The sequence below is a fragment of the Kineococcus rhizosphaerae genome (genome assembly GCF_003002055.1).
Classification (GTDB): domain Bacteria; phylum Actinomycetota; class Actinomycetes; order Actinomycetales; family Kineococcaceae; genus Kineococcus; species Kineococcus rhizosphaerae.
This window is the reverse complement of record NZ_PVZF01000007.1, coordinates 182921-207960: the sequence shown is the minus strand read 5'-3', so window position 1 is coordinate 207960 and position 25040 is coordinate 182921. Positions and strand designations below refer to the sequence as shown.

At 74.5% G+C, this 25040-nt stretch carries 24 protein-coding genes; 13 read left to right on the top strand and 11 right to left on the bottom strand.

Annotated features, from left to right (window positions below; genetic code table 11):
• Positions 1-25: 25 nt before the first annotated feature.
• Together CLV37_RS15015 and CLV37_RS15010 are read right to left on the bottom strand one after the other, a co-directional pair.
• Complete coding sequence (locus CLV37_RS15015) at positions 26-820, bottom strand: hypothetical protein (RefSeq protein WP_146149425.1); 795 nt, start codon at positions 818-820, stop codon at positions 26-28.
• A 115-nt stretch (positions 821-935) separates the two neighbouring features.
• On the bottom strand, positions 936-1706 hold the full coding sequence (locus tag CLV37_RS15010; RefSeq protein WP_106211755.1) for a hypothetical protein: 771 nt from the start codon (positions 1704-1706) through the stop codon (positions 936-938).
• Between the two features lie 134 nt (positions 1707-1840).
• On the opposite strand from CLV37_RS15010, the gene CLV37_RS15005 reads away from it, so the two are divergent.
• Both CLV37_RS15005 and CLV37_RS15000 read left to right on the top strand, forming a co-directional pair.
• Positions 1841-4687 (top strand): EAL domain-containing protein, encoded by a 2847-nt coding sequence (locus CLV37_RS15005; RefSeq protein ID WP_106211753.1) that lies wholly within the window; start codon positions 1841-1843, stop codon positions 4685-4687.
• Positions 4684-6162: a GGDEF domain-containing protein gene (locus CLV37_RS15000; protein ID WP_106211751.1), complete on the top strand. Its 1479-nt coding sequence runs from the start codon at positions 4684-4686 to the stop codon at positions 6160-6162. Before CLV37_RS15005 ends, CLV37_RS15000 begins: the two co-directional genes overlap by 4 nt.
• A 4-nt stretch (positions 6163-6166) precedes the next feature.
• Here the strand turns inward: CLV37_RS15000 and CLV37_RS14995 are convergent, their stop codons facing one another.
• Positions 6167-7255: a diacylglycerol/lipid kinase family protein gene (locus CLV37_RS14995; protein ID WP_106211749.1), complete on the bottom strand. Its 1089-nt coding sequence runs from the start codon at positions 7253-7255 to the stop codon at positions 6167-6169.
• A 127-nt stretch (positions 7256-7382) separates the two neighbouring features.
• On the opposite strand from CLV37_RS14995, the gene serS reads away from it, so the two are divergent.
• From serS to CLV37_RS14955, 8 genes are all read left to right on the top strand, one after another.
• Positions 7383-8660: a serine--tRNA ligase gene (gene serS, locus CLV37_RS14990; RefSeq protein ID WP_106211747.1), complete on the top strand. Its 1278-nt coding sequence runs from the start codon at positions 7383-7385 to the stop codon at positions 8658-8660.
• Between the two features lie 11 nt (positions 8661-8671).
• Positions 8672-9481: an HAD family hydrolase gene (locus CLV37_RS14985; RefSeq protein WP_245885419.1), complete on the top strand. Its 810-nt coding sequence runs from the start codon at positions 8672-8674 to the stop codon at positions 9479-9481.
• A 133-nt stretch (positions 9482-9614) separates the two neighbouring features.
• Positions 9615-10679 carry a LacI family DNA-binding transcriptional regulator gene (locus CLV37_RS14980; RefSeq protein ID WP_211298670.1) on the top strand — a complete coding sequence of 355 codons (1065 nt, stop codon included), beginning with the start codon at positions 9615-9617 and terminating at the stop codon, positions 10677-10679.
• Positions 10680-10796: 117 nt separating this feature from the next.
• A complete protein-coding gene (locus tag CLV37_RS14975; protein ID WP_106211745.1) occupies positions 10797-11780 on the top strand; it encodes an ABC transporter substrate-binding protein in 984 nt (327 codons plus the stop codon).
• Between the two features lie 86 nt (positions 11781-11866).
• Entirely contained in the window at positions 11867-13375 is a 1509-nt protein-coding gene (locus CLV37_RS14970; RefSeq protein ID WP_211298669.1) for a sugar ABC transporter ATP-binding protein, read from the top strand.
• On the top strand, positions 13372-14442 hold the full coding sequence (locus CLV37_RS14965; RefSeq protein WP_106211741.1) for an ABC transporter permease: 1071 nt from the start codon (positions 13372-13374) through the stop codon (positions 14440-14442). Before CLV37_RS14970 ends, CLV37_RS14965 begins: the two co-directional genes overlap by 4 nt.
• A complete protein-coding gene (locus tag CLV37_RS14960) occupies positions 14439-15494 on the top strand; it encodes an ABC transporter permease subunit (RefSeq protein WP_211298668.1) in 1056 nt (351 codons plus the stop codon). Before CLV37_RS14965 ends, CLV37_RS14960 begins: the two co-directional genes overlap by 4 nt.
• A 64-nt stretch (positions 15495-15558) precedes the next feature.
• On the top strand, positions 15559-16410 hold the full coding sequence (locus CLV37_RS14955; RefSeq protein ID WP_211298667.1) for an HAD family hydrolase: 852 nt from the start codon (positions 15559-15561) through the stop codon (positions 16408-16410).
• Here CLV37_RS14955 and CLV37_RS14950 read toward each other — a convergent pair.
• The 3 genes from CLV37_RS14950 to CLV37_RS14940 form a co-directional block, all read right to left on the bottom strand.
• Entirely contained in the window at positions 16397-16612 is a 216-nt protein-coding gene (locus CLV37_RS14950) for a hypothetical protein (protein WP_106211739.1), read from the bottom strand. The two genes, CLV37_RS14955 and CLV37_RS14950, sit on opposite strands and share 14 nt — an antisense overlap.
• Before the next feature lie 68 nt (positions 16613-16680).
• Positions 16681-17655, bottom strand: coding sequence for a chymotrypsin family serine protease (locus tag CLV37_RS14945; protein WP_106211737.1), 975 nt, complete (start codon positions 17653-17655; stop codon positions 16681-16683).
• A gap of 192 nt (positions 17656-17847) precedes the next feature.
• Positions 17848-18714, bottom strand: a complete 867-nt coding sequence (locus CLV37_RS14940; RefSeq protein ID WP_106211735.1) for an SDR family NAD(P)-dependent oxidoreductase — start codon at positions 18712-18714, stop codon at positions 17848-17850.
• Positions 18715-18809: 95 nt separating this feature from the next.
• On the opposite strand from CLV37_RS14940, the gene CLV37_RS14935 reads away from it, so the two are divergent.
• On the top strand, positions 18810-19397 hold the full coding sequence (locus tag CLV37_RS14935) for a TetR/AcrR family transcriptional regulator (protein WP_106211733.1): 588 nt from the start codon (positions 18810-18812) through the stop codon (positions 19395-19397).
• A 3-nt stretch (positions 19398-19400) separates the two neighbouring features.
• On the opposite strand, the gene CLV37_RS28875 is transcribed toward CLV37_RS14935, so the two are convergent.
• The 5 genes from CLV37_RS28875 to CLV37_RS14910 all read right to left on the bottom strand — a co-directional run bounded on the left by CLV37_RS28875 (position 19401) and on the right by CLV37_RS14910 (position 23125).
• Positions 19401-19742, bottom strand: a complete 342-nt coding sequence (locus tag CLV37_RS28875) for a hypothetical protein (protein WP_106211731.1) — start codon at positions 19740-19742, stop codon at positions 19401-19403.
• An 80-nt stretch (positions 19743-19822) separates the two neighbouring features.
• Positions 19823-20395: a bacterial proteasome activator family protein gene (locus CLV37_RS14925; protein ID WP_170127285.1), complete on the bottom strand. Its 573-nt coding sequence runs from the start codon at positions 20393-20395 to the stop codon at positions 19823-19825.
• Positions 20396-20411: 16 nt separating this feature from the next.
• A complete protein-coding gene (locus CLV37_RS28870) occupies positions 20412-21254 on the bottom strand; it encodes a phosphatase PAP2 family protein (RefSeq protein WP_106211727.1) in 843 nt (280 codons plus the stop codon).
• Between the two features lie 73 nt (positions 21255-21327).
• Positions 21328-22260, bottom strand: a complete 933-nt coding sequence (locus CLV37_RS14915; protein ID WP_106211725.1) for an aldo/keto reductase — start codon at positions 22258-22260, stop codon at positions 21328-21330.
• Positions 22261-22300: 40 nt separating this feature from the next.
• Positions 22301-23125 (bottom strand): oxidoreductase, encoded by an 825-nt coding sequence (locus tag CLV37_RS14910; protein WP_106211723.1) that lies wholly within the window; start codon positions 23123-23125, stop codon positions 22301-22303.
• Positions 23126-23171: 46 nt separating this feature from the next.
• Between CLV37_RS14910 and CLV37_RS14905 the strand changes: the two genes are divergently transcribed.
• Positions 23172-24443 (top strand): VWA domain-containing protein, encoded by a 1272-nt coding sequence (locus CLV37_RS14905; protein WP_106211721.1) that lies wholly within the window; start codon positions 23172-23174, stop codon positions 24441-24443.
• Positions 24443-24946, top strand: a complete 504-nt coding sequence (locus CLV37_RS14900) for a GNAT family N-acetyltransferase (protein ID WP_106211719.1) — start codon at positions 24443-24445, stop codon at positions 24944-24946. The genes CLV37_RS14905 and CLV37_RS14900 overlap by 1 nt, the downstream gene beginning before the upstream one ends.
• The last annotated feature ends 94 nt before the right edge of the window (positions 24947-25040 follow it).

Sequence of the window (25040 nt, the reverse complement as noted above, 5' to 3'; positions counted from 1 at the left end):
GTGCGGGTCCTGCGCCCGGTGGTGCTCAGGAACCGGTGCCGGGTGGGTGGGCCAGTCGGTGTGCCCGGGCCGAGGCCTCACCGGCTCGGGTCCGTTGGCGTTCGGCCATGACGCGCAGCTGCGCTGCGTGCTGCTCGTCGTCCTCGCGCACGGCCAGCTGCTCGTACAGCGTGCTGCAGTGCTCCAGCGTCAGGGCCAGCTGCTCGCACGCCTCGATGGCGGCGGTGGTCACCGCCTGCTCGCGCTCCCGACCCGCTGCCCGGTGGGCGTCCTCCTGCCGGCGCAGCTGCGCCGACCGCTGACGGTCGTCGCCGGAGTGGCCGCGGTCGCCGGCGGAGCCCGCCCGGTCACCACGGGCGTCGTCACGGTCCCGGTCGGCGGCTTCGCGGTCGGCGAACGCCCTGCGCCGGTCGTGCGCGGCTGCGCGCCGGTCGGAGCGGGCCATCTGCCGGTCGGCTCGGGAGGCGGTGGTGTCCTCACCGCGCGCACCGCGGACGTCGTCGGCCTGCGCGCCGGCCGCGTCCCGGTCGTCGGCGGCCGCGTCGCGCTCGAAGGAGGTGAGGTCGCGCTCGGTGGCTGCGGTGTCGCGCCCCTCGGCCTGGTCGTCGCGTTCGGAGGCTGCGGTGTCGCGCTCGGTGGCGGAGGTGTCACGGCCCTCGGCCAACCGGTCGAGACCGGCCAGGGCGCGTCGTCGCGCCCGTGCCAGCTCCGGTCGATCGGCCAGTGCCTGCCAGCGGGCGTCGAACGCCTGCCACTGCTCCTCCAGCAGCCGTCGCTGCTCGGACGCGGTCGGCTCCGGCGAGGACCTCTTCTGCTCCACCCGTCGGTCGTACTGCACCAGCCGGCCTGCGGACCAGCCCGCGACCGGTTCGGCGGGGACGGCGGGCGGACCGCCGTGCTCGGGCACCCGTCGTGATCGGCGGGACGGGCCGTCCTCAGACGTCGAGGTCCCCGCCGTCGAACCCGCCGTCGTCGAAGCCCCCGCCGTCGAAACCACCGTCGGAGTACCCCGCGTCGGAGTACCCGGCGTCCTCGTGGCCCTGCCCCTGGTCCTGCCCCTGGTCCTGCCCCTGGTCGTACCCGGCGTCGTAGCCCTGGTCGTACCCCTGCTCCTGGCCGGCCTCGAAGGCCTGGTCGTCGCCCCAGTGCTCGTTGCCGAAGTCGTCCGGGATCAGCGCGTCGGCGAGGGCCGTGCCGACGAAGGCGCCCGCGACGCTCGTGAGCAGCGTCCCGCCCAGGCCCATCCCCCCTCCGAAGCCTCCTCCGAAGCCCCGGCCGAACCCACCACCGCCGAACCCGCCGCCGTAGCCGGGTCCGTAGCCGGGTCCGGGGCCGGTGAAGACCTGCACGAGCGTCCCGGGCTGCCGGACCTCGGCGCGGGTCGCGGCCCGCGCCAGGCTCCGGGGGTCGTCCGCGCCCCGCTCGGAGGCCGGGACGACGGCGGACAGCTGCTCCAGGACCTGCCGGCGCTGCTCGGGGGTGAGCTTGGCGAAGGCCTCGGCGTGCGCCTCCTCCAGCTGGTCCGGCGGGGCCGTGCGCAGCAGGTAGCGGTACCGCTCGATCGCCGCGCGGTCGGGGTCCTGAGGGGCCGGGCCCCCGCCGCCGGCGCTCGCGGGCGGGGGCGAGGGGGAGCGCGGCGGCTCCGGCCGGGGCTCCTGCTCCGCCCCGTCCCCGCGCCGCCCGAACAGTCGGTCCAGCAGTCCCACGACGTCTCCTCCCGCTCACCACGTGCGCGGGGAACGACACCACGCACCGGGCCGGTGCGCATCCCGTACCCGCCGGGGGCGTGACACTCGGACGGCGCATCTAGAGGTTGACGTGATGGGTCGATCCACTCTGCGTGACCAGCTCTCCCGACCGCGCGCCCGCGCCCGAGCTCGACCGCCGGGTCGTCGTCGCCGCGCACGCCACGGCGTCCGTGGCGGCCGTCGGCATCGCCGGGTGGCCGGGCTGGTCGGGGCTGGACCGCGGGCCGCTGCTGGCCGTCGCGGCCGTCGGGGTGCTCGCGAGCCTGCTGTTCGCCCTCGTGCCCTCGCTGGTCCGCGCGTCCCCGCAGGTCCCCGTCGCCGTCGGCACGCTCCTGACGACCCTGTCCGTGCACTTCGCCGACGGCTCGCCCGCGACGGGCGCGTTCGTCCTGTTCTACGCCGTCGGCGCCACCTGCACCGCCTCCCTGCGCTCGCGCCGGGCGGTCGTCCTGCACACGGCCCTGCCCTTCGCCGGCCTGCCGCTGGCCCTGGCCACCGCCGGGCACGGGCACGAGATCGGGGGCTGGCTGGCCGCGCTGCCCGCCACGACCGTCGTGCCGACGGTCCTGGTGCGCCTGGTCGTGCGCGCGGCCCAGCGCCGGGCCGCGCGCGACGACGTGCTCGACCTGCCCAACCGGCGCGGTCTGCTCGAGCGGTGCGCCGCCGCGCTGCGGGACGTGCCCGAGGACGCGCCGACCGCGTGGACCGTCGCCGTCGTCCACCACGACGACCTGCGCGAACTGCGGCTGGCCCTCGGCGGCCCGGCCGCCGACGTCGTCCTGGCCGAGTCGGCCCGCCGGCTCGCCGAACTGCCCGGCGCGGTCGTGGCGCGGGTGGCACCCGACACCCTCGCCGTCGTCCGCCCCCTGACGACCGGGTCCGCCGGGGACTCCCTGGCCACCGGCCGCCAGGAGGGCATCGCCCTGCGCAGCGTCCTGCTCGAACCCGTCGTGCTCTCCGGGCGCAGCGCCGGGCGCGGGCTGCACGTGCGGCCGGAGACCTCCGTCGGCGTCGCCTGCGTGCCCGACCACGGCCGTGACCTCGAGGAACTGCTCGCCGCCGCCGACGTCGCCCTCCTCGGCGCGCACACGACCCCGACGCGCACCGCCGTGGCGGAGGGGACCGCAGCCCTCGACGTCGACGCCCTGGCCCTGCACACCGAACTGCCCGGGGCCATCGCCGACGGGCAGCTGCGCGTCCACTACCAGCCGCTGGTCACCGCCGGCACCCACCGCGTCGTCGGCGTGGAGGCCCTCGTGCGCTGGCAGCACCCCGAACGGGGTCTGCTGGGTCCCGGGGCGTTCGTCCCGCTCGCCGAGCGCAGCCAGACCATCGTCGGCCTGACCCGCTTCGTGCTGCGCGAGGCCGTCGCCCAGTGCGCCGCCTGGCGCGCCGACGGCCACGACGTCGGCGTCTCGGTGAACCTGTCCGCCGCCGTCCTCGGCGAGCCGACCCTCGTCCAGACCGTCCGCGACGTCCTGGCCGAGCACCGCCTCGAGCGCGGGACCCTGACCCTGGAGGTCACCGAGAGCGCCCTGCTCGACGACCCGTGCGGGGCGGCCGCCGTCCTCGCCGCGCTGCGCGCCGCCGGGGCCCGCGTGTCCCTGGACGACTTCGGCACCGGCTACACGTCGCTGACGATGCTGCGCCAGCTCGAGGCGGACGAGCTGAAGATCGACCGCTCCTTCGTCGCCGCCGCCCCCCACGCACCCACCGACGCCGCCATCGTGCGCGCGCTCGTCGACCTCGCCCACCGGCTGTCCATGGAGGTCGTCGCCGAGGGCGTCGAGGACGCCCGCACCGCCGACCTCGTCCGCGGGCTGGGCGCCGACGTCCTGCAGGGCTTCCACTTCTCGCGGCCGGTGCCGGCCGCGGAGGTCTTCACCGGTGCGCTCGCGAGCGCCCCGCAGGTCCTCGACCTCACCCCGGCGGGCCTGGACGGTCCCGTGCGGGCCCCGCGGCCGGTCGACGAGACCGGGCGCGCCCGGCTCGCCCACGAGGTCCTGGCCACCGCCGACCGCGCCCAGCGGCTGCTGCGCCGCGTCACCGAGCTCGCCGCGACCGTCGCCGGGACGGAGTTCGCCAGCTTCAACGTCGTCACCGAGGACCACGTCCACGTGCTCGCCGCCCACGGGCACGACCTCACGCGGGTGCCGCGCGACGGCACCCCCTGCGCGTGGACGGTCCTGCAGCACGACGTCGTCGAGTACGACTGCGGGACCGACCCGCGGTTCGTGGGCGGGGCGATCGCGCAGAACGGGGTCCGCCACCTCACGGGCGTGCCCGTCCTCGACGCCCACGGCCGCTGCCTCGGGGTCCTGTGCGTCTACGACCGCCGCCCCGTGGCCCTCGACGCCGACCGGCGCGCGCAGCTGCGGACCCTGGCCGGGCTCGTCGCCGACCACCTCGAGGGCGTCGAACCCGCCGGGGTCCTCGACCGGCTCCACGGCCTGCTGCAGGTCATGGCCGACGTCGAGCGCGCCTCCGACGACACCGCCGTCGGCGAGGGCCTGGCCCGCGCCGTCCACGACCTCACGCGCCCCGACTTCAGCGTCCTCGTCCGGCAGGTCTGCCCGCTGGAGGACCGCTGGGACGTCGTCGCCCACTTCGGCCGGGTCGAGCCCGCGGTCGTCGAGGGCGTCCCCTTCCACGCGAGCGGCCGCAGCGCCGTCGCCCGCACCATCGCCAGCCGCCGGCCGGTGTGGGTGCCGGACACCGGCACCAGTTCCGTCGTCGACCCCGGGATCGCCCACCGCTTCGGGGCGCGGGCCGTGCTCACCGTCCCCGTCGTCGACGAGCGCGGCGTCCGCTTCGTCCTGGTCCAGTGCTGGCGGCAGACCCAGCACGACCTCGCCCCCGTGCTGCGCGACGCCGCCGTCGCCGCCGCCGCCCGCGCCGCGCGCGCCCTGGGGGCCGGCGCCGAGCGGGTGCGGGCGTGAGGGAGGGCCTGCGCGCGACCGGACCCGCGGACCGGGCCGGGACCGTCCCCGCGCGCCGGTACGACTTCCTCGTCGCCGCCGCCCTCGTCCTGCTGGCCCCCGGCTACCTGCTGCTGCCCGCCGGGCGCCCCGAGTCCCTGGCCTACACCGCCCTCGTCGTCGCCTGCGCGCTCGTCCTGCTCGCCGTGGTCGCCGCCTCCCCGGCCCGACGGCCCTGGCGGCTCCTCGTGCTGACCCAGCTGCTGTTCACGACCGCCGAGGTCGTGACCGCCCACCTGGACCTGGTCGGGGCCTCGCCCTCGCCCTCCCCGGCGGACGTGTTCTTCCTGGCCGGGCAGGTCGCGCAGTTCCTCGCCGTCCTGCGGCTGCTGCCGGCCCCCCGCGGCGGCCTGCGCCGCGGGTCGATGCTGGACGTCGTCGTGGTGACCGGCAGCGTGGGCATGCTGTTCGTCGTCTACACCGTGCTGCCCGCCCTCGACGGGTCCCGCGAGGAGCTGCTGGCCCGGCTGGTCGCCGCCGCCTACCCCGTGGCCGACATCGCCGTCGTGTTCCTCCTGGTCCGCACGACGGGGTGGCGCAGCGGGCGGCCCGGCGCGTTCTGGTGGCTGACGGCGGGACTGCTGGCCAGCGTCGTCGCCGACGTCACCGTCGCGGTCCTCGTCGCCGCCGGGCAGGCGGAGCAGCCGCGCTGGGCGCGGTTGCTGTGGCTGGTGTTCTACGCCTGCGTCACCGCCGCCGCCTGCAGCCCGTCGGCGCCGCGGCTCGGGCGCCCGCCGGTCGCCGACCGCCCCGGCGCGCCGCTCGTGCGGTTGCCCCTGCTGGGGACCGCCGCCCTCCTGCCGCCGCTGGCCGGCGTCCTCGAGCACCTGGTCCCCGGCGCCGGCGACCACGGCGTCGCCCTCGGGATCGTGACCGTCGTGGTCGTCGCGCTCGTCCTGGTCCGCCTCTGGGACCTGCTGCGCGTCACCCGCAGCCAGGCCGCCCTCGTCGAGCGCCTCGCCGAGACCGACCCGCTCACGGGCCTGCCGAACCGCCGCGCCTGGGACGCCGAGGTCGCCCGCGTCTTCGCCTCCGCCCGCGCCGGGGGCCCGGTCAGCGTCGCCATCGTCGACCTCGACCACTTCAAGGCCTACAACGACACCCGCGGCCACGACGGCGGTGACGACCTGCTCGTCCGGGCCGCCCGGGCCTGGACGCACGCCCTGCCGGGGGTGTTCCTGGCCCGCTGGGGAGGGGAGGAGTTCACCGTGCTGCTGCCCGGCGTCGCCGCGCACACCGCCCTCGGCGTCCTGCGCGCCGTCCACGACAGCGTCCCCGACGGCCAGACCTGCTCGATCGGCGTCGCCACCTGGGACGGCGCCGAGGTGCCGCCGGCCGTCCTGGCCCGCGCCGACGCCGCCCTCTACCGCGCCAAGCGGACCGGCCGCGACCGCACCGTCGTCGACGGCGGGCACCCCCTCGAGCGGGCGGGCTGAGCCCTCAGCGCAGCGGGGGGCAGCGCACCCACAGCGCGGCCGGGTCGACGCTCAGGGTGAGCCGGTGCGCCGTCCCGATCGGGTCCCCGTCCAGCTCCACCTCCTGCGGCTCCGCGCACGAGACCTCGAACCGCTTGCCGTGCAGGTGCTTCACCCGTCGCTGACCGCGCCGGTCGCGGGTCGCGATCGCCCAGGCCACCTCACCCCAGCCGATGCCGCCGCGCGGGGACAGCACCACCGCGTCGAGGTGGCCGTCGTCGATGCGCGCGTCCGGCATCAGCACCAGCTGCTTCGTCAGCTTCCCGCAGTTGCCCACGATCACCGCCCGCGTGCGCACCGCCGTCGGCGCCTGCCCGTCCACCGAGACCTGCACCTTCGCCTGCGGCCCCCACAACGCCCGCGCCCCCGAGACCACGTACGCCCCGTAGCCCAGCCGCTGCTTCAGCCGGTCCTCGACCCCGGCCATCATCGCCGCGTCGAACCCCAGCCCGGCCATGACGAGGAACAGGTGCCGCTCGGGGTCGGTGTCCCGGCCCGAGCGGTCCACCTCCAGCCAGCCCACGTCGACCCGCACGTCCTCCTCGGAGAACACCAGGTCCAGCGCCGCCGCCAGGTCCGTGTGCGGCACGTCCAGGTTGCGCGCCAGCAGGTTCCCCGTGCCCGCCGGCAGCAAGCCCATGGGCGTCGAGGTCCCCGTCAGCCCCTCGGCCACCGAGCGCACCGTCCCGTCGCCCCCCGCCGCCAGCACGATGTCGACGCCCTGCGCGAGCGCCTCCCGCGCCTGCCGCCGCCCGTGCTCGGTCGGCGTCGTCTCGAACCACAGCGGGTCCGCCCAGCCGTGCGAGCGGAACACCGCCGCCACGTAGGCCTGCCGCCGCCGCAGCGCGTGCTCGTCCAGGGCCGAGAACTTCGTCGGGTTCACGACGATCGCCGCCCGCCGCTGCCGCGCCCCGGCCGGGACGTCCGCGACCTGCAGCGTGCGCAGCCGGCGCGTCGTGCGGCGCTCGCGGGCGAGCAGGGTGAACGCGACGACGGCCGCGAGGGCGAGGAAGACGGCGACAGCGCCGGTGTCGAACACGTCGGCGACCGTCATCCGCCCACGCTAGCGGGTGCCCGCCCCCACCACCGCGGTCGAGGAGCCCCTCGCGGTGATCGAGGACCGCCGCACGGCGGGGGGAAGTCACGCGGCCCGGCGGGGGCCGACCCGTTAGTGTCTAGCCGTGATCGACCTGCGACTGCTGAGGGACGAACCGGACGTCGTCCGCGCCAGCCAACGGGCCCGCGGTGAGGACGACGGCGTCGTCGACCGGGTCCTCGACCTCGACGCGCGGCGGCGCAACGCCATCGCGGAGTTCGAGCAGCTGCGCGCCGAGCAGAAGTCCCGCGGCAAGGACGTCGCCGCCGCCAAGGGCGAGGAGAAGCAGAAGCTCCTCGCGGGCGTGAAGCACCTGTCCGAGCGGGTCAAGGCCGCCGAGGCCGAGTCGAACGCGGTCGGGGCCGAGTTCGAGGCCGCCCTGCGCACCATCCCGAACGTCGTCGAGGACGGCGTCCCGCCCGGCGGCGAGGACGACTTCGTCGTGCTCGAGGAGGTCGGCGCCCCGCCGGCGCTGCCCGAGGGCCTGGACGCCTGGCGCGACCACCTCGAACTCGGTGAGCTCCTGGGCGCGATCGACATGGAGCGCGGCGCGAAGGTGTCGGGTTCGCGGTTCTACTTCCTCACCGGTGTGGGCGCGCGGCTGGAGCTGGCGCTGCTGAACCTCGCCGTGAGCCGGGCCGTCGCGAACGGTTTCACCCCGATGATCACCCCGACCCTCGTCAAGCCCGAGGTGATGGCGGGCACCGGTTTCCTGGGGGCCCACGCGGCGGAGGTCTACCACCTCGAGGAGGACGACCTGTACCTCACGGGGACCTCCGAGGTCGCCCTCGCCGGGTACCACGGCGACGAGATCCTCGACCTGTCGAAGGGGCCGAAGCGCTACGCGGGCTGGTCGGCCTGCTACCGCCGCGAGGCCGGTTCCTACGGCAAGGACACCCGCGGGATCATCCGCGTCCACCAGTTCCACAAGGTGGAGATGTTCTCCTACGCCCGTCCGGAGGACGCCGCCGCCGAGCACCAGCGCCTGCTGGGGTTCGAGAAGGAGGTGCTCGCCGCGATCGAGGTCCCGTACCGCGTCATCGACACCGCGGCCGGGGACCTGGGCACCTCGGCGGCCCGCAAGTTCGACTGCGAGGCGTGGATCCCGTCGCAGGGCGCGTACCGGGAACTCAGTTCGACGTCGAACTGCACGACGTTCCAGGCCCGCCGCCTCGGCGTCCGCGAACGCCTCGAGGAGGGGTCGGGCACGCGGCCGGTCGCCACGCTGAACGGCACCCTGGCCACCACCCGGTGGATCGTCGCGATCCTGGAGAACCACCAGCAGGCCGACGGCTCGGTGCGGGTCCCGGCTGCGCTGCAGCCTTTCCTGGGGCTCGACGTGCTCACGCCCGTCGCCGGCTGACAGGCCCCGCGGTGAGCCTGGAGGGGCTGCTCGTCGCCCTGGACGTCGACGGCACCGTCGTCGACCTCGACGAGTCCCTGTCGGACCGGGTCCGGGACGCGGTGCACCGGGTCGCCGGTTCCGGGGCGCACGTCGTCGTCGCGACGGGCCGTTCGCTGCACGGGACGCTGCCGGTGCTGCAGCGCCTCGGGCTGCACGACGGTTTCGCGGTGTGCTCCAACGGGGCGGTCACGGTCCAGCTCGACCCCGCCGAACCCGAGGGGTACCGCGTCGTCTCGCTGCACACGTTCGACCCGTCGGGCGTGGCCGAGCTCCTGCGCGAGAACCTGCCCACCGGGTTGTTCGCCGTCGAGGTCCTGGGCCGGGGGTACAAGCTCACCGCCCCGTTCCCGGACGGTGAGCTCACCGGGGAGATGACCGTCGTGCCGTTCGACGAGCTGTTCGCCGAACCCGTCATGCGCGTCATCATCCGCAGTCCCGAGCACACGTCGGCGGAGTTCTCCCGGCTGGTCGACGAGGTGGGGCTGAAGGGCGTCGCGTACTCGGTGGGCTGGACGGCCTGGCTGGACCTGGCCCCCGACGGCGTGACGAAGGCCAGCGCGCTGGAGGAGGTCCGGATGCGCCTGGACGTCGAGCGCGAGCGGACCGTGGCGGTCGGCGACGGCCGCAACGACGTCGAGATGCTGCGCTGGGCCGGTCGCGGGGTCGCCATGGGCAACGCCCCCGACGAGGTGAAGGCCGCCGCCGACGCCGTCACGGGGTCGGTCGAGGACGACGGGCTGGCCGAGGTCCTCGAGGCGCTGACCCGCTCCGCCGTCTGACGCGGTGGACTCCCCGGTTCTCTTCCGCCGGACCCCGTGGACGCCTAGGATGTGAACGCTCTCAATCCGACGGAGGACTCCATGGTCATCGACCGGTGCGACGGCTGCGCGCCGGGGCCGCGGGACGGTCGTCGTGCCTGAGGCGCCCTCCGGCCTCGAACGCGACGGCACCGCCCGCGGCGCCCGCGACCGGCCCCCGGCGATGAGCGACGTCGCCAAGCTCGCCGGGGTCTCGCACCAGACGGTCTCGCGGGTGCTGAACGACCACCCCAACGTCAAACCCGCTACGCGGCAACGGGTCCAGGAGGCGATCGCCGAGCTCGGCTACCGCCGCAACGAGGCCGCCCGCGCCCTGGTGACCCGCCGCACGGGGGCCATCGGGGTCATCACCGAGGACTCCCCGCTGTACGGGCCGACCATGACGCTCATCGCCGTGGAGAACGCGGCGCGCAGCCAGGGCACCTACGTCTCGGTGGCGACGGTGACGCGCTGGGAGGTGGCGACCGTCCAGGCCACCCTGGAGCACTTCCTGGACCAGGGCGTCGACGGGGTGGTGGTCATCGCCTCCCACGACGAGGCCGTGCGGGCCGTGAAGGACTACAGCAGAAGGGTTCCCGTCGTCATGGTGGGTCCCAGCCAGGTCAGTGGCGGCATCCACACCGTCGCCGTCGACCAGTACTCCGGGGCCGGGCTCGCGGTCGGGCACCTCATCGACCTCGGGCACCGCGACATCGTGCACGTCAGCGGTCCCCGCGTGTGGCTGGACGCCCGGGCGCGCGAGCGCGGCTGGCTCGACGCGCTGCTGCAGGCCGGGCTGGCCACGAGCGATCCGCTGCCGGGGGACTGGACGGCCTCCTCGGGGTTCCGCATCGGCCGCGAACTCCTCGGCCGGCGCGACGTCCAGCCGTTGCCGACGGCGGTGTTCACCGCGAACGACCAGCTCGCCCTCGGGCTGCTGCACGCCTTCGCCGACGCTGGAGTGCCTGTCCCGCAAGAGGTCTCAGTGGTCGGGTACGACGACGTGGAGGGTTCGGAGCACTTCTTCCCCCCGTTGACGACGGTGCGCCCGGACTGGACGGCGCTGGGGGCGCGCTGCCTGGAACGCATGACGGCGGCGATCGAGGGGGAACCCGCCGAGGGCGTGCTCGTGGGGGCCCGCCTCGTCGCCCGCGCCAGCAGCGGCCCGGCGCGCACCTGACCGCTCCCGCGGCGTCGTGACGGCGCCGTTACCCGGAACCGCTTGACCCGGCACTTTGTGAACGCTCACAATCCATCCAGATCGACACAGCAGTCGACCTCGCTCTAGGAGGAGCTCATGCTTTCAACGCGAACCCTCAGCCGCCGTTCGGTCTTCGCCGCGGGCCTGGCCGGCGCGGCCGGCCTGGCCGGGCTGACCGCCTGCGGCGGCGACAGCGAGACCGCCGGCGCGGAGGCGGGCAGCGGCAGCATCACCGTGGGCTTCTCCCAGTTGGGGGCCGAGAGCGGCTGGCGCACCGCCAACACCGAGTCCGTCAAGAAGGCGCTGACGTCCGCGAACGGCTTCGACCTCACCTTCGTCGACGCCCAGCAGAAGCAGGAGAACCAGATCAAGGCGCTGCGCGACTTCATCACCCAGGACGTCGACGTCATCGCCTTCTCCCCGGTCATCGAGACCGGCTGGGACGAGGTGCTCCAGGAGATCAAGGACGCCGGCATCCCCGTGGTCCTGGTCGACCGCACGGTCGACACCACCGTGGAGGACCCGTTCGCCACCTGGATCGGCGCCGACTTCGAGCAGGAGGGCAAGACGGCCGGGGAGTGGGTCGCGAAGAACGCCCCCGACGCCAAGGTCTTCGAACTGCAGGGCACCCTCGGTTCCGGGGCGCAGGTCGACCGCGAGAAGGGGTTCGACGCCGGCGTCGGCAAGCAGGTCGTCGGCAAGGCCAGCGGGAACTTCACGCGGGCCGAGGGCAAGACCGCCGTGGAGGCCGCCCTGCAGACCTACCCGGACGCCACGCTCATCTTCTCCCACAACGACGACATGGCCCTCGGCGCGATCGAGGCCATCGAGGCCGCCGGTAAGGTCCCGGGCGAGGACATCCGCATCGTGTCCGTCGACGGCGTCCGCGACGGCCTGCAGGCCCTGGTGGACAAGAAGATCAACTACATCGTCGAGTGCAACCCCGTCTTCGGCGACCAGCTCGCCGGGCTCATCAAGAAGGTCGCCGCCGGCGAGGACGTCCCGAAGAAGACCATCGTGCAGGACCAGGCGTTCGACCAGACCACCACCCAGTCCGTCGTCGACGGCCGGGCCTACTGAACGACGCGCCCGCCCGGTCCCACGAGCTCTGAGAGAGGCGCGCGATGCCCACACCCCACGGCACGAGCGGCGACTGCGTCGTCCGCATGACCGGAATCACCATCACGTTCCCCGGCGTGAAGGCCCTCGACGGGGTCGACCTCGTGCTGCGCCGCGGTGAGGTGCACGCCCTCATGGGGGAGAACGGCGCGGGGAAGTCGACGCTCATCAAGGCCCTCACCGGGGTCCACCGCATCGACCACGGCGGGATGACCGTCGACGGCCGCGAGGTGCGGTTCACCGGGCCCAGCCAGGCCCAGGCGGCGGGCATCAGCACCGTCTACCAGGAGGTGAACCTCTGCCCGAACCTGAGCGTCGCCGAGAACGTCATGCTCGGCCACGAGATCCGGCGCGGGCCGTTCATCGACTGGCCGGCGACCCGCAGGGCGGCCCGCACCTACCTGGAACGGCTGAACCTCGACCTCGACGTGCGCTCGCAGCTGTCGGCCCACAGCATCGCGGTGCAGCAGCTCTGCGCCATCGCCCGGGCCCTCGTCGTCGACTCCCGGGTCCTCGTCCTCGACGAGCCCACGTCCAGCCTGGACCGCGCCGAGGTGGCCGAGCTGTTCCGCGTCGTGCGCAGCCTGCGGGACTCCGGCGTCGCGATCCTGTTCGTCTCGCACTTCCTCGACCAGGTCTACGAGCTGTCCGACCGGATGACGGTGCTGCGCAACGGCCGGTTCGTCGGTGAGTTCCTCACCGCCGACCTGCCGCGGCGCGAACTCGTCTCCCACATGATCGGCCGGTCCGGCGAGGCGCTGGCCGGCATCGAGGAACAGGCCCGCGCCGCCATCACCCCGCACTCCCCGCGGGAGACGCCGCTGCTCACCGGGCTCGGCCTCGGCCGTTCCGGTGCCGTCGAGCCCTTCGACCTGGACCTGTACCCGGGCGAGATCGTCGGTTTCGCCGGGCTGCTGGGCTCCGGCCGCACCGAGGCGGCCCGCCTGCTCGTCGGCGCCGACCGCCCCGACCGCGGGAACCTGTCGCTGGACGGGCGGCCGGTGAAGCTGCCGACCCCGCTGGCGGCGCTGCGCCGGCACCTGGCGATGTCCAGCGAGGACCGCAAGAAGGAGGGCATCATCGGCGACCTCACCGTCCGGGAGAACATCGCCCTGGCGCTGCAGGCCGGCCGGGGGACCTGGCGGCGGATCCCCAAGCGCGAACTCGACGAGGTCGTGCAGAAGTACGTGGTGCTGCTGAACATCAACCCGCCCAACCCGAACGCCCTCATCCGCAACCTGTCCGGCGGCAACCAGCAGAAGGTCCTGCTGGCCCGCTGGCTGGCCACCGCACCCCGGCTGATGGTCCTGGACGAACCGACCCGCGGCATCGACATCGGCGCCAAGACGGAGATCCAGCGCCTCATCGCCGAACTCGCCGCGGACGGCATGTCCATCGTCTTCATCTCCTCCGAGCTGGAGGAGGTGCTGCGGCTGAGCCAGCGCATCGTCGTCATGCGCGACCGGCACAAGGTCGCCGAGATCACGAACACCGCGTCGGTGACGACCGACACCGTCCTGGAGACCATCGCGAACACGGAGGTGAGGGCCTCGTGAGCGGTCCCTCGAAGGGCGCGGACCCGTCCGCGCTGCTGCGCAGGGCCACCCAGCACGGGCTCGTGTGGCCCGTCCTGGCGCTGGTGGTCCTGCTGCTGGCGTGCGGCCTGAAGAGCCCGGGTTTCCTCGACGTCGCCACCCGCGACGGGAACCTCTACGGCCAGCTCGTCGACCTGCTGCGCAACAGCGCCACCCCGCTGCTGCTGGCCCTGGGCATGTGCCTGGTCATCGCCACCGGCGGGATCGACCTGTCCGTCGGAGCGGTCATGGCCATGTCGCTGGCGGTCTCCCTGACCTACCTGGCGGGTTCGGGCGACCCCGCGGCCCCGGCGAACGTCGTGGTGGCCGTCGGGCTCGGGCTCGTCCTGGGCCTGGCGGTCGGGGCCTTCAACGGGTTCATGGTCACGTCCCTGGGCATCCAGCCGTTCATCGCCACGATGATCCTCATGGTCGCCGGGCGCGGGGTCGCGATGCTCATCACCCAGGGCCAGATCACCACGGTGACGAGCGCACCGTTCAAGTCCCTCGGTTCCGGCTTCCTGGGCGGGATCCCGGTCCCGGTCGTCATCGCCGCCGTCGTGTTCGTCCTCGTCGCGCTCGTCGTGCGGCGCACCGCCCTCGGGATGTTCCTCGAATCGGTCGGCATCAACCGCGAGGCGAGCCGGCTCGCCGGGGTCAAGGCCCGCTCGACCACCTGGACGGTGTACGTCATCGCCGGGTTGCTCGCCGCCCTGGCCGGGATCGTCTACGGCGCGCCGACGATGGCCGCGGACGCCAACAACATCGGCCTGCTGAAGGAGCTCGACGCCATCATGGTCGTCGTCCTCGGCGGCACGCGGCTCGACGGCGGCCGCTTCCACCTCGGGGGGCTGGTCGTCGGCGCGCTGCTGCTGTCGACCCTCGAACGCGCCGTCATCGTCTTCGAGCTGCCCAGCCAGACGACCCCGCTGTTCAAGGCCGTCGTCCTCATCGCGGTCTGCGTCGCGGCCTCGCCCGCGCTGCGCTCCCGGCTGAGGTCGCGGCGGACGGCCCCGCGCCGCCCGGCCCCCGTGGAGGTGGCGGCGTGAGCACGCGACTGTCCCCCCTGCGCGCACCGGGGGCGCCGGCCACCCGGCGCACCCCGCGCGGCCGGGCCCTGCTGGGCCGCCTCGACCGCCGCTTCCTGCCCGTCGTGGGCACCCTGCTGACGCTCGTCGTGATGCTCGGCGTCGGCCAGCAGCGCTACAGCACGGCCCGCGCGGACTTCCTCAGCATGCGCCTGCTGTCGAACCTGCTGCTGGACAACTCCTACCTGCTGGTGCTGGCGGTGGGGATGACGTTCGTCGTCCTCGCCGGGGGCATCGACCTGTCGGTGGGGGCCGTGGTCGCCCTCGTCGGGCTCGTCACGGCGAAGCTGTTCACCGCCGGGGTCCCGCTGCCGGTCGTGCTGGTCGTCGGCGTCCTCATCGGCACCTGCTGCGGCTCGGTCATCGGCGTGATGGTGCAGGTGTTCGACATCCAGCCCTTCATCGCCTCCCTGGCGGTGATGTTCCTGGCCCGCGGCCTGGCCAACGTGGTGAGCACGAACTCCCTGAAGATCGACGACCCGGGGTTCTCGGCGCTGGCCTCGTGGAGCCTGAAGTTCGGCGAGGGCCGCGAGACGTGGCGCATCAACGCCAGCATGCTCATCGCCCTGGCCGTCCTGCTGCTGGCCGTGTACGTGCTGCACTACACCCGGTTCGGCCGCAGCGTGTACGGGCTCGGGGCGGGCGACCGCGGCGCCGCGGTGGAACTCATGGGGCTGCGCCCGGCGCGGACCCGGATCGGCGTCTACATCGTCTCCGGCACCTGCGCGGGCATCGCCGGCCTCCTCTTCGCGCTCTACACGAAGTCGGGTTTCAACCTGACCGGCATCGGCATGGAGCTCGACGCGATCGCCGCCGTCGTCATCGGCGGGACGCTGCTGTCCGGGGGCGTCGGTTTCGTCCTGGGCACCGGCGCCGGGGTGCTGGTCTACGGCCTCATCCAGGTGCTCATCGCCCGCGAGGGGCTGGACTCCTGGTACACCCGGGTGTTCATCGGCGTGGTCCTGCTGGCCTTCGTCGCGCTGCAGAAGCTGGTCGCGATCCGGCGCGAGTGAGCGGGGGCGGCCCGCGACCGGGACGGTGCGCGGGCCCGCCCGCGCGGGGTGACAGGATGGGTCCGTGACGTCCGAGGCAGCCGCAGTCGACACGCTCGAGACCGAGTTCGCCCGGACGTGGAAGCTGGTCGCCACCGACCTCGACGGCACCGTCATCCCGCGCGACGCCCCGGTCAGCGCCCGCACGCTGGCCGCGTTCGCGGCGTGCGACGCCGCGGGCATCCCCGTCGTCCCCGTCACGGGCCGCCCGCCGCGCTGGGTGACGCCGCTGGCGGCCGAGGCGGGGCTGCGGGGTCAGGTGGTCTGCGCGAACGGCGCGATCGTCTACGACCTGGACGCCGACGCCGTCGTGCGCCAGCACCCCATCGCCGTCGACGTGCTGCGCGAGGTCGTCGCGCGGTTGCGCCCGGCGCTGCCGGGCATCGGGTTCGCCCTGGAGGCCGTCGTCGGGTTCCGCCGCGAACCGCAGTACGCGACGCGCTTCGACAGCGGTCTGGAGCAGCGCGTCGCGGAGTTCGACGAGCTCCTGCGCGACGCCCCGCCCGTCGTGAAGATCCTCGCCAAGTGCCCGGGCGTCGCCTCGGACGAGATGGTCGCGATCGCGCGCGAGCAGGTCGACGGGCTCGTCAACGTGACGCACTCCAACGCCGCGGACTCCCTCGTGGAGATCATGGCCGCGGGCGTCAGCAAGGCCTCGACGCTCGCCGAGGTCGCCGCCGAGCGCGGCATCACCGCCGCCGGGGTCGTCGCGTTCGGGGACATGCCGAACGACCTGGAGATGCTGCGCTGGGCGGGGCGGTCCTACGCCATGGCCGACGGCCACCCCGAGGCCATCGAGGCGGCCGACGGCGTCGCCCCCGACTGCGGCGACGACGGGGTCGCGCAGGTGCTGGAGCGCCTGCTCAGAGCGCGCTGACCCGCCCGATCCCGCGGACGACGACCGGGACCCCGGCGACCCGCTCGGGCAGGTCCGGGTAGTCCTGGTCGTCGACCACGTTGACCTTCACGGCCCACTCCGGGCCCACGTGGGTCAGGCCGATCCCGTTGACCCGGGGATCGGCCCCCACGAGGTCCTTGACCTGCAACTTCGCGGCCCGTGCAGCGTTCCGGTCGCTCACACCCGACTCCCTGGTCCGGTCGGCGGCCGGTCTGCGTGTCCGCCCCGGGGAAGGGGGGAGGGCCGCGCCTAGAGCACCAGTGTCGCACCGAGGGCGCTGAGCACAAGGCCGATCGGGTTGCAGAACGTCAGCCCCGCCCCGTTCGCCCCGCCGCGCTCGCTGCCCGCGAAGAGCAGCCCGACGGCCTGGCGGGTGTCCGGCCGGTACACCAGGGACCCCGAGTCGCCGCCGGCGGAGAACGCGCCCGCGTCCCCCTCGACCTCGATCTGACCGTCGAAGGAGACGACCCCGACGGGGTACTGGACGGCCACGTCGTCGAGCTCGATCGCGCTGATGCGGCCCTTCGTCCAGCCGGTGGTGCGCCCGACCTTCTCCACGGCGACCTCGTCGTCGGGGTCGGTCCAGCCGACGAGGCGGCCCACCGGGTACTCCAGGTCCACCTGGTCGTCCTCCAGCAGCGCGATGGCGGCGTCGACGGCGTTCCCGCCGCCGGCGTCCAGGGCCACCGCCCGCGCGAGGCGCCCCACGCGGTCGGCGGCCGTCCCCCCGTCGTAGGGGCCGGGCTGCAGCACCGGGTCCTCCAGGGCCGCCTGGTCGGAGTTGGCGAGCACGTGGTTGTTGGACAGCGCGTACAGGCCGTCGGACCCCTCGATCCGCACGAACCCGCCGAGCGTGCCGGCGGTGACGTCCCGCTGGGCGATCGACAGCCCCGGGTGCAGCGGACGCACCTTGGCCTGCAACGCCCCCGGCGCCCACGTGCCCGGCTCGGTCGGCGCCGTCAGCGCCTGCACGAGCCCGATCTCGCGGATGTCCACCTCGTCCCCGGCCGTGCGCGCCGCCAGCTCGCGGGCGCTGTCGGCCAGCACCTCGCCGCGGTTGCCCGAGTACCGCACCGCCAGTCCGTAGCGCGGGCCGTCGGCCCCGCCGGACGGCAGCACGCTGATGCCGACGCTGGCGACCCCCGTCGGCTGGTCCAGCGAGGAGGCCTGCACGACACCCGACAGCAGCCGGGCCTTGAGTTCACGAGCGTTGTCGATGTGCACGAGACGTCCCCCTGATCGCTTCGTCCGTCACCCGGTGGTCGGCCGGGATGAGCACACCGTGACACCGACCTCCGACACGAGCCACCCCGCCCGCCCCGGCCGGTGGTCGCGTGGGTCCGGGTCGTGGACGCATCGTGGCGAACCTATTGGCGCGATGCGTCCACGACCCGAACCGCGCACCGGCCCCGGGGCTCAGTGGCCGAGGACGGACAGGTCCAGCGGGGCGGCGTCCTCCCGGGCCACGGACAGCGACAGCTCCCGCCAGCGCTCGTCCTCCGCGAGGCGGCGACGCAGGCTCTCGGGTCCGAGGTCGGCGGCGTCGGTCCCCACGAGCAGGCGCAGCGGCGGCTCGTCCAGGGCGGCCACCCGCAGGACGAGCTGGGCGACCTGCTCCGGGGTGCTCGCGGAGCTGCCCCCGGCGAGGTCGTCGTGCAGCCGGCGCAGCCGGTCCATGAGCGGCGCGTACGCCTCGCCGGCGGGGTGGACGGTCATGGACGAGCCGGCCCAGTCGGTCTGCATCCCCCCGGGTTCGAGCACGGTGACCTTGATCCCGAGGCCGGCGGTCTCGGCGGCGAGGACCTCCGAGAAGCCGCCGACGGCCCACTTGGCCGCCTGGTAGGCCCCGAGGCCGGGGGTGGCCATCCGGCCACCGACGGAGGAGACCTGCACGACGTGCCCGCCGCCCTGGCGGCGCATCACGGGCAGCGCGGCCTTGGTCAGGGTGACGACGCCGAGCAGGTTGGTCTCGACCTGGGCGCGGAAGTCGTCCAGCGGGGTGTCCTCGACGCTGCCGAGGTTGGCGTACCCGGCGTTGTTGACGAGGACGTCGAGGCGGCCGAACGCCTCGACGGCCGCGGCGACGGCGCGCTGGGCGGCGGCGGCGTCGGTGACGTCGAGGGCGGCGGCGCGCACGCGCCCGTCGGAGGCGGCGACGAGGTCGTCGAGGGTCTCGGGGCGGCGGGCGGTGGCGAGGACGTGGTGCCCGGCGGCGGCGGCCGCCTCCGCGATCGCGCGGCCGAGGCCGCGGGAGGCGCCGGTGACGAGGAAGACCTGGCTCACGGTGGATCCTTTCGACTAACCGTTTGGTTGACAACAGGGACCGTACGTCGCGCCGCTGCGGCTGTCAACCAAACGGTTAGTCCTAGGATGGCGTCGTGGCGGGCGACGCGGAGGCGACCAGGGGACGACTGCTCGAGGCGGCGACGGCGGAGTTCTCCGCCCGGGGCCTGGCCGGCGCGCGCGTCGACCGGATCGCCGCCGCGGCCGGCTCGAACAAGGCGCAGATCTACCACTACTTCGGCAGCAAGGACGGGCTGTTCACCGCCGTCTTCGACGCCATCGTCACGCGCACCACCACCGACGTCCCGATCGACGTCGACGACCTGCCCGGCTACGCCGGCCGCCTCCACGACTCCTACGCCGCCCGGCCCGAGGTGCAGCGCATCGCCGCCTGGCACCGCCTGGAGCACAGCGGCAGCGACCCGCGGGAGGGCACCGCCGGAGGCGGGCGGGTCCGCTCCATCCAGGACGCCAACCGCGCCAAGGTCGAGGCCATCGCCGCGGCCCAGGCCGACGGGCGGCTGCCCGAGCGCTGGTCGGCGGCCGAGCTCCTCGGGCTCGTCCTGCAGATCTCGACCCTCTGGCACGCCGCCGTGCCCGAGCTCGACGACCTCACCGCGGGCTCGGCCCGGCACCGGCGCGACGTCGTCGTCGACGCCGTCCGCCGCCTCCTGGCGGACTGAGGCTCAGCGCAGCAGCGCCAGCTCCTCGGCCTTCACCACGGCCCGCTCGACGGCCGCCAGCAGGTCCGGGTCCGCCTCACCCGAGACCCGCACCATCGCCGCCGCCTCGGCGACCTGCGCGCACGCCGTCGCCGTCCGCGTCAGCCGCCGGTGGACCTCCGGGTGCTCCCCGTCCGGCCCGCCCGGCACGAGCATCGCCGACGACGAGGGGGCGACCTCCTGCGCCCGCAGGCACTGCGCCCGCACCGAGCGGGCGACGAGGTCCACCCGCGGCAGGAACGCCTCCAGCGACTCGCGCGCCGGGCCCGGGGCGGTGCCGGCGACGACCATCTCGACGCGGCGCACCGCCCGGTCGACGGCGTGGTCGGCCCGCGACCAGACCCCCTCCCCGAGGGGGTCCGGAGCGGACCGCCAGAACGCGAGCCTCAGAGGTACTGCCCCGTCCCCGGACCCTGCGCGCGCGGCATCTGGTCGTGCCGCCCCTGCGGGACGACACCCCCGGGCAGCGCGCGCCGCATCTCCTGCAGCTGGGCCTGGGCGGCCATCTGCTGGGCCACCAGTGCCGTCTGGATGCCGTGGAACAGACCCTCCAGCCACCCGACGAGCTGGGCCTGCGCGATCCGCAACTCGCTCTCCGACGGCGTCTGGCCCTCCGCGAAGGGCAGCGCGATGCGCCGCAGCTCCTCCACCAGGTCGGCCGAGAGACCGTCCTCCAGCTCGTTCAGCGACCGCTCGTGGATCTCCGCCAGGCGGTTGCGGCCCGCCTCGTCCAGGGGCGCCGACCGCACCTCCTCCAGGAGCTGCTTGATCATGCTGCCGATCCGCATGACCTTCGCCGGCTGCGACACCAGGTCCGCCGGGCCCGGCTCGCCGTCCTCGGGCGGCTCGGCGATGCCCATGCCCTGCGGGGTCACCACGACCACGCGGGGTTCGGGCCCGTCCTGGGTCTCGCGGGGTGCGTCGGGCGGGGTCGGGTCTTCGTCGAAGTGCTGCGGCATGCGGACCATCCTGCCCTCAGGCCGCGGCCCGCACCTCCCGCGGGAGGGCCCTGGCCGCCGCCAGGACCGTCAGCGCCACGACCGCGCCCGCCACCAGGTAGGCCGTCCGCAGCGGCACGCCCCCCGCGTAGACCACCACCAGCGCCGCGGCGCAGGCCACCGGGACGAGCACCGACACCGACACCAGCGCGCCCCGCGACCGGCGGTCCCGGCTCGGCAGCACCTGCACCAGGCAGAACACGATCGAGCCCACCAGCGCCGAGGCCAGCACGTCGCTCACCCGGTGCCACCCGTCGGCGATGACGAACGCCCCCATCGCCCCCGCCGCGGCCGCCCCCGCCAGCGCCAGCGGGAACCGCAGCCACCGCGGCGCGGCCACCAGCAGCCCCAGCACCAGCCCCAGGACCGCGGCGGTGTGCCCGGACGGCAGGCTGTTCGAGGACCAGCCGTGGTCCAGCAGGTCCGGGCGTTCCAGCAGCACCAGCTTCAGCAGCTCCGTCAGGCCGAGCGTCCCGCCCGCCACCACGACCGCCTGCAGCGCCCGCACCGGACGGCCCCGCAGCAGCGCCACCGCCCCCACGAGGACGATCCCCACCACGAGGTGCTGCGGCTCCAGCCGGTCCACCAGGTCGAACGCCCGCCGCAGCCAGCCCGTCTCCGCACCCCGCGTCGCCACGGCCTGCGCGTGCAGCCGGTTCTCGTGCGTCTGGCCCGTCGCCGTCCGCACGCACACGTAGTACAGGACGCCCAGCGCCACCAGCTGCCACCACGCCCCGCCCAGGGCGACCCAGGACCAGGTCCTGCGCCCGCCCCGGGGGCGCGACGGGGTGTACGGCTGGTGCGCGGCTGTCGTGCTCACCCCTCCACTGTGCGGCACGCGCGGTGCCCGCGCGTGCCCGTGGGGGTGCAGGGAACGTGAGCTTCCTGTGCGTTCAGCGCGAGGCGGCGTCCAGCGTCGCCAGCTCCTCGCCGCTCAGCTCCAGGTCCATCGAGGCCAGCAGCGGCGCGAGCTGCTCGACCGTGCGGGCGCTCGCGATCGGTGCGACGACCGTCGGCTGCTGGCGCAACCAGGCCAGGGCCACCGAGGCGACCTGCACGCCGTGGGCGGCGGCGACGGAGTCCAGCGCCTCCAGGACCTTCGGCCCGCGGGGGTCGTCGAGGTACTTGGCGGCCCCGGCCTGGCGCTGGGACTCGGCCAGCCGGCCGGGACGGTACTTGCCGGTGAGGAACCCCGACGCGAGGGAGTAGTAGGGCAGCGAGGCCAGGCCGTTGGCCTCGGCGACGGGCAGCGCGTCCTGCTCGTACTCCGCGCGCTCGACGAGGTTGTAGTGGTTCTGCACCGCGGCGTAGCTGGCGAAACCCTCCCGGCGGGAGGTCTCCAGCGCCTCGGTGAGGCGGGCGCCGGTGTAGTTCGAGGCGCCGATCGCGCGGACCTTGCCGGCCGTCACGAGCGCGTCGAACGCGCCCAGGGTCTCGGCCAGCTCCACGCTCTGGTCGTCCCGGTGGGCCCAGTACAGGTCGATCCGGTCCGTCTGCAGGCGCTGCAGGGACTCGTCGACCGCCTTGACGATGTTGTCCGCCGCCAGGCCCTTGCGGTCCTCCTTGCTGCAGACCTTGGTGGCGATGACGACCTGGTCGCGCTTGCCGCTCTTGGCCAGCCAGGTGCCGATGATGGTCTCGGAGATGCCGGCGCCGCCGTCGGACCAGGCCGAGTACACGTCGGCGGTGTCGATGAAGTCGCCGCCGCCCTCGACGAAGGCGTCGAGGACGGCGTGCGAGGTGGCTTCGTCGGCGGTCCAGCCGAAGACGTTCCCGCCCAGGTTCAGCGGGCGCACGTCGAGGTCCGAGGTTCCGATGCGTGTCATGGCGTCAGGCAACCACAGGTCCCCCGAGGCGGCACGGGGATCAGAAGTCGGTGCTGGTGCTCAGCTCCCGCCACACGTTGACCTCCGCGACGCGCTCCTTCAGGACGGCCTCGATGGAGGCCAGCGCGTCCGAGCCCAGGAAGATCGACGACGGCGGGTTCTCCGCCTCGGCCAGGGCGATCATCGCCTCAGCCGCCTTCGCCGGGTCGCCCGGCTGCGTGCCGTGCACGGTGTCGTTCTCGATGCGCCGCGGGCCGGCGGTCCCGGCGTAGTCGGCGATGGGCTCGGGCGACTGCGTCAGCGAGCGCCCCGCGAAGTCCGTCCGGAACCCGCCCGGCGCGACGATCGTCACCGAGATCCCCAGCGGCGCGAGCTCCTGCCGCAGCGACCGGGACATCGCCTCCAGCGCCGCCTTGGCCGCCGCGTAGTACCCCGACCCCGGCGGGCACACGTGCGCGCCGATCGACGACACGTTCAGCACGGCGCCGCTGCGCCGGGCCCGCATCCCCGGCAACGCGGCCTTCAGCACCGACGCGGCCCCGAACACGTGCGTGGCGAACAGGGTCTGCACGTCCTCGTCGACGCCCTCCTCCACGGCCGCGCGGTAGCCGTACCCGGCGTTGTTCACGACGACGTCGATCCCGCCGAAGCGCTCCTCGGCCCGGGCCACGGCCTCGGCGACCTGGGTGGGGGAGGTGACGTCGAGGGACAGCGCGAGGGCCCGGTCGGGGGCGGTCTGCGCGATGTCCTCGACGCGCGAGGCGTCGCGGGCGGTGACGACGGCGGAGTGACCGCGTTCGAGGACGGCGAGGGCCAGGGCGCGCCCCAGACCCGTCGAGCAACCGGTGATGAACCACGTGGACATGCCCCGACCCTGCCACCGACCCCCGTCCCTCGGGTAGACAGGTCCTGTGGCCACGCTCACCGAAGGCGGCAACGCGCCCCTGTCCGCACCCTCCGTCCGCGTCCGCGTCGACGGCCCCGTCGACGTCACGGCCCTCGTCGTGAACCCGGACGGCAAGGTCGGCGGCGACGCCGACATGGTGTTCTTCAACCAGCCCACCGCCCCGGGGGTGCGGCTGGAGGGCCGGACGCTGGCCCTGGACCTGACGGCGCTGCGGCCGGGGGCGGACCGGGTCGTCGTGGTCGCCAGCCCCGAGCGGGAGGGTTCCACGTTCGCGGGGACCACCGTGCGGCTCACCGTGGAGCACGGGGGCGACGCGGTCGAGTTCACCCCGTCCCGGCTGGGCACCGAGACCGTCGCCGTCCTCGCGGAGGTCTACCAGCGGTCCGGGGCGTGGAAGGTCCGGGCGGTGGGGCAGGGCTACGACAACGGCCTGGGCGGCCTGGCGACCGACTTCGGCGTGGTCGTGGACGACGAGCCCGCCGCCCAGCCCGCCACCCAGCCCGCCACCCAGCCCGCCACCCAGCCCAGCGCCCAGCCCGCGCCCCCGCGGGTGTCCTTCACCAAGGGCGAGGAGAAGCTGCCCGCCGACATGCGCGAGAAGCTGAACCTGCGCAAGCAGCAGGTCGCGGTGGTCCTGACCAAGCACCGCCTGACGGGTCTGCGCTGCCGGGTGATCGTCGTCCTCGACGTCTCCGGCAGCACGAGCTCCCTGTACCGCAAGGGGGTGTTCTCCCGGGCCGTCGAACGCGTCGCGCCCGTCGCCGCGCAGGTCGACGACGGCGCCGAGATGCAGGCGTGGGCGATGGGGGGCCGCGCGAAGCGGCTGGAGGACATCACCATCGGTGACCTCCCGCGGTGGCTGGCGACGTACACCGCCAAGCGCTACACCGAGGCCGAGGGCTGGAACAACGAGAAGGCCGTCATCGAGGACGTCGCCCGCTACGTCGTCCGCGAACCCCTCGACATCCCCACGCTCGTGCTGTTCTTCCACGACGGCGGGGTCACCGACAACAGGGGCACCGAGAAGGCGCTGCGGGCCGTCGAGCGCGCCCCCGTGTTCTGGCAGTTCATCGGGATCGGCCGGTCGAACTACGGGATCCTGGAGAAGCTCGACACGCTGTCGGGCCGGGAGTTCGACAACACGGGGTTCTTCGCGCTCGACGACCTCGACGCCGTCGACGACGCGGAGCTGTACGACCGGATCCTGCAGGAGTTCCCGAGCTGGATGCGCTCCTACTACCCGCCGGGAGCCCCTGCGCTGCAGGGTCTGAGCTGATGCCCGAGCTCGTCGTCCCGCGCGCGTCCGTCGCGGACTCCGTGCGGGCCGCGGCGGCGCGCCCGGACTGGGACGCCCACCCCGCCTACGCCGGGGTAGCGCACCTGGACGACGAGGGTTTCGAGGGCTGGGTCGGCGGGCTGCTCGCCGACACCCGGGAGGGGACGCCGCGGCCGGAGGGTTTCGTGCCGTCGACGAACCTGTGGTGGGTGCGGGGCCGGGAGTACCTGGGGCGCGTCCAGGTCCGGCACCGCCTCACGCCCCGGTTGCGCGACCTCGGCGGTCACGTCGGGTACTGGGTCGTCCCGCAGCACCGCCGCCGCGGCCACGCCACCGCGATGCTCGCCGCGGTGCTGCCCGTCGTGCGCGACCTCGGTATCGAGTGCGCCCTCGTGACGTGCGACGTCGGCAACGTCGCGTCCCGGCGGACGATCGAGAGGAACGGCGGGCTGTTCCAGGACCAGCGCGGCCAGGAGGCGCGGTTCTGGGTGCCCACGGGCTGAACCCGCTGCGCGGCAGGCGGTGCCGCCGATCAGTCGAAGGGCCTGTGCGCGGGCCGGGTGCGCCGTATGCTGCCCGCGCGACCCGGCGACCGAT

Coding starts and splice junctions, on each gene's coding strand:
- CLV37_RS14915 (WP_106211725.1), bottom strand. CDS start 22,260: ATGACACGCATCGGAACCTCGGACCTCGACGTGCGCCCGCTGAACCTG.
- CLV37_RS14925 (WP_170127285.1), bottom strand. CDS start 20,395: ATGCCGCAGCACTTCGACGAAGACCCGACCCCGCCCGACGCACCCCGC.
- CLV37_RS14995 (WP_106211749.1), bottom strand. CDS start 7,255: ATGACGGTCGCCGACGTGTTCGACACCGGCGCTGTCGCCGTCTTCCTC.
- CLV37_RS14900 (WP_106211719.1), top strand. CDS start 24,443: ATGCCCGAGCTCGTCGTCCCGCGCGCGTCCGTCGCGGACTCCGTGCGG.
- CLV37_RS14910 (WP_106211723.1), bottom strand. CDS start 23,125: ATGTCCACGTGGTTCATCACCGGTTGCTCGACGGGTCTGGGGCGCGCC.
- CLV37_RS14975 (WP_106211745.1), top strand. CDS start 10,797: ATGCTTTCAACGCGAACCCTCAGCCGCCGTTCGGTCTTCGCCGCGGGC.
- CLV37_RS14970 (WP_211298669.1), top strand. CDS start 11,867: ATGACCGGAATCACCATCACGTTCCCCGGCGTGAAGGCCCTCGACGGG.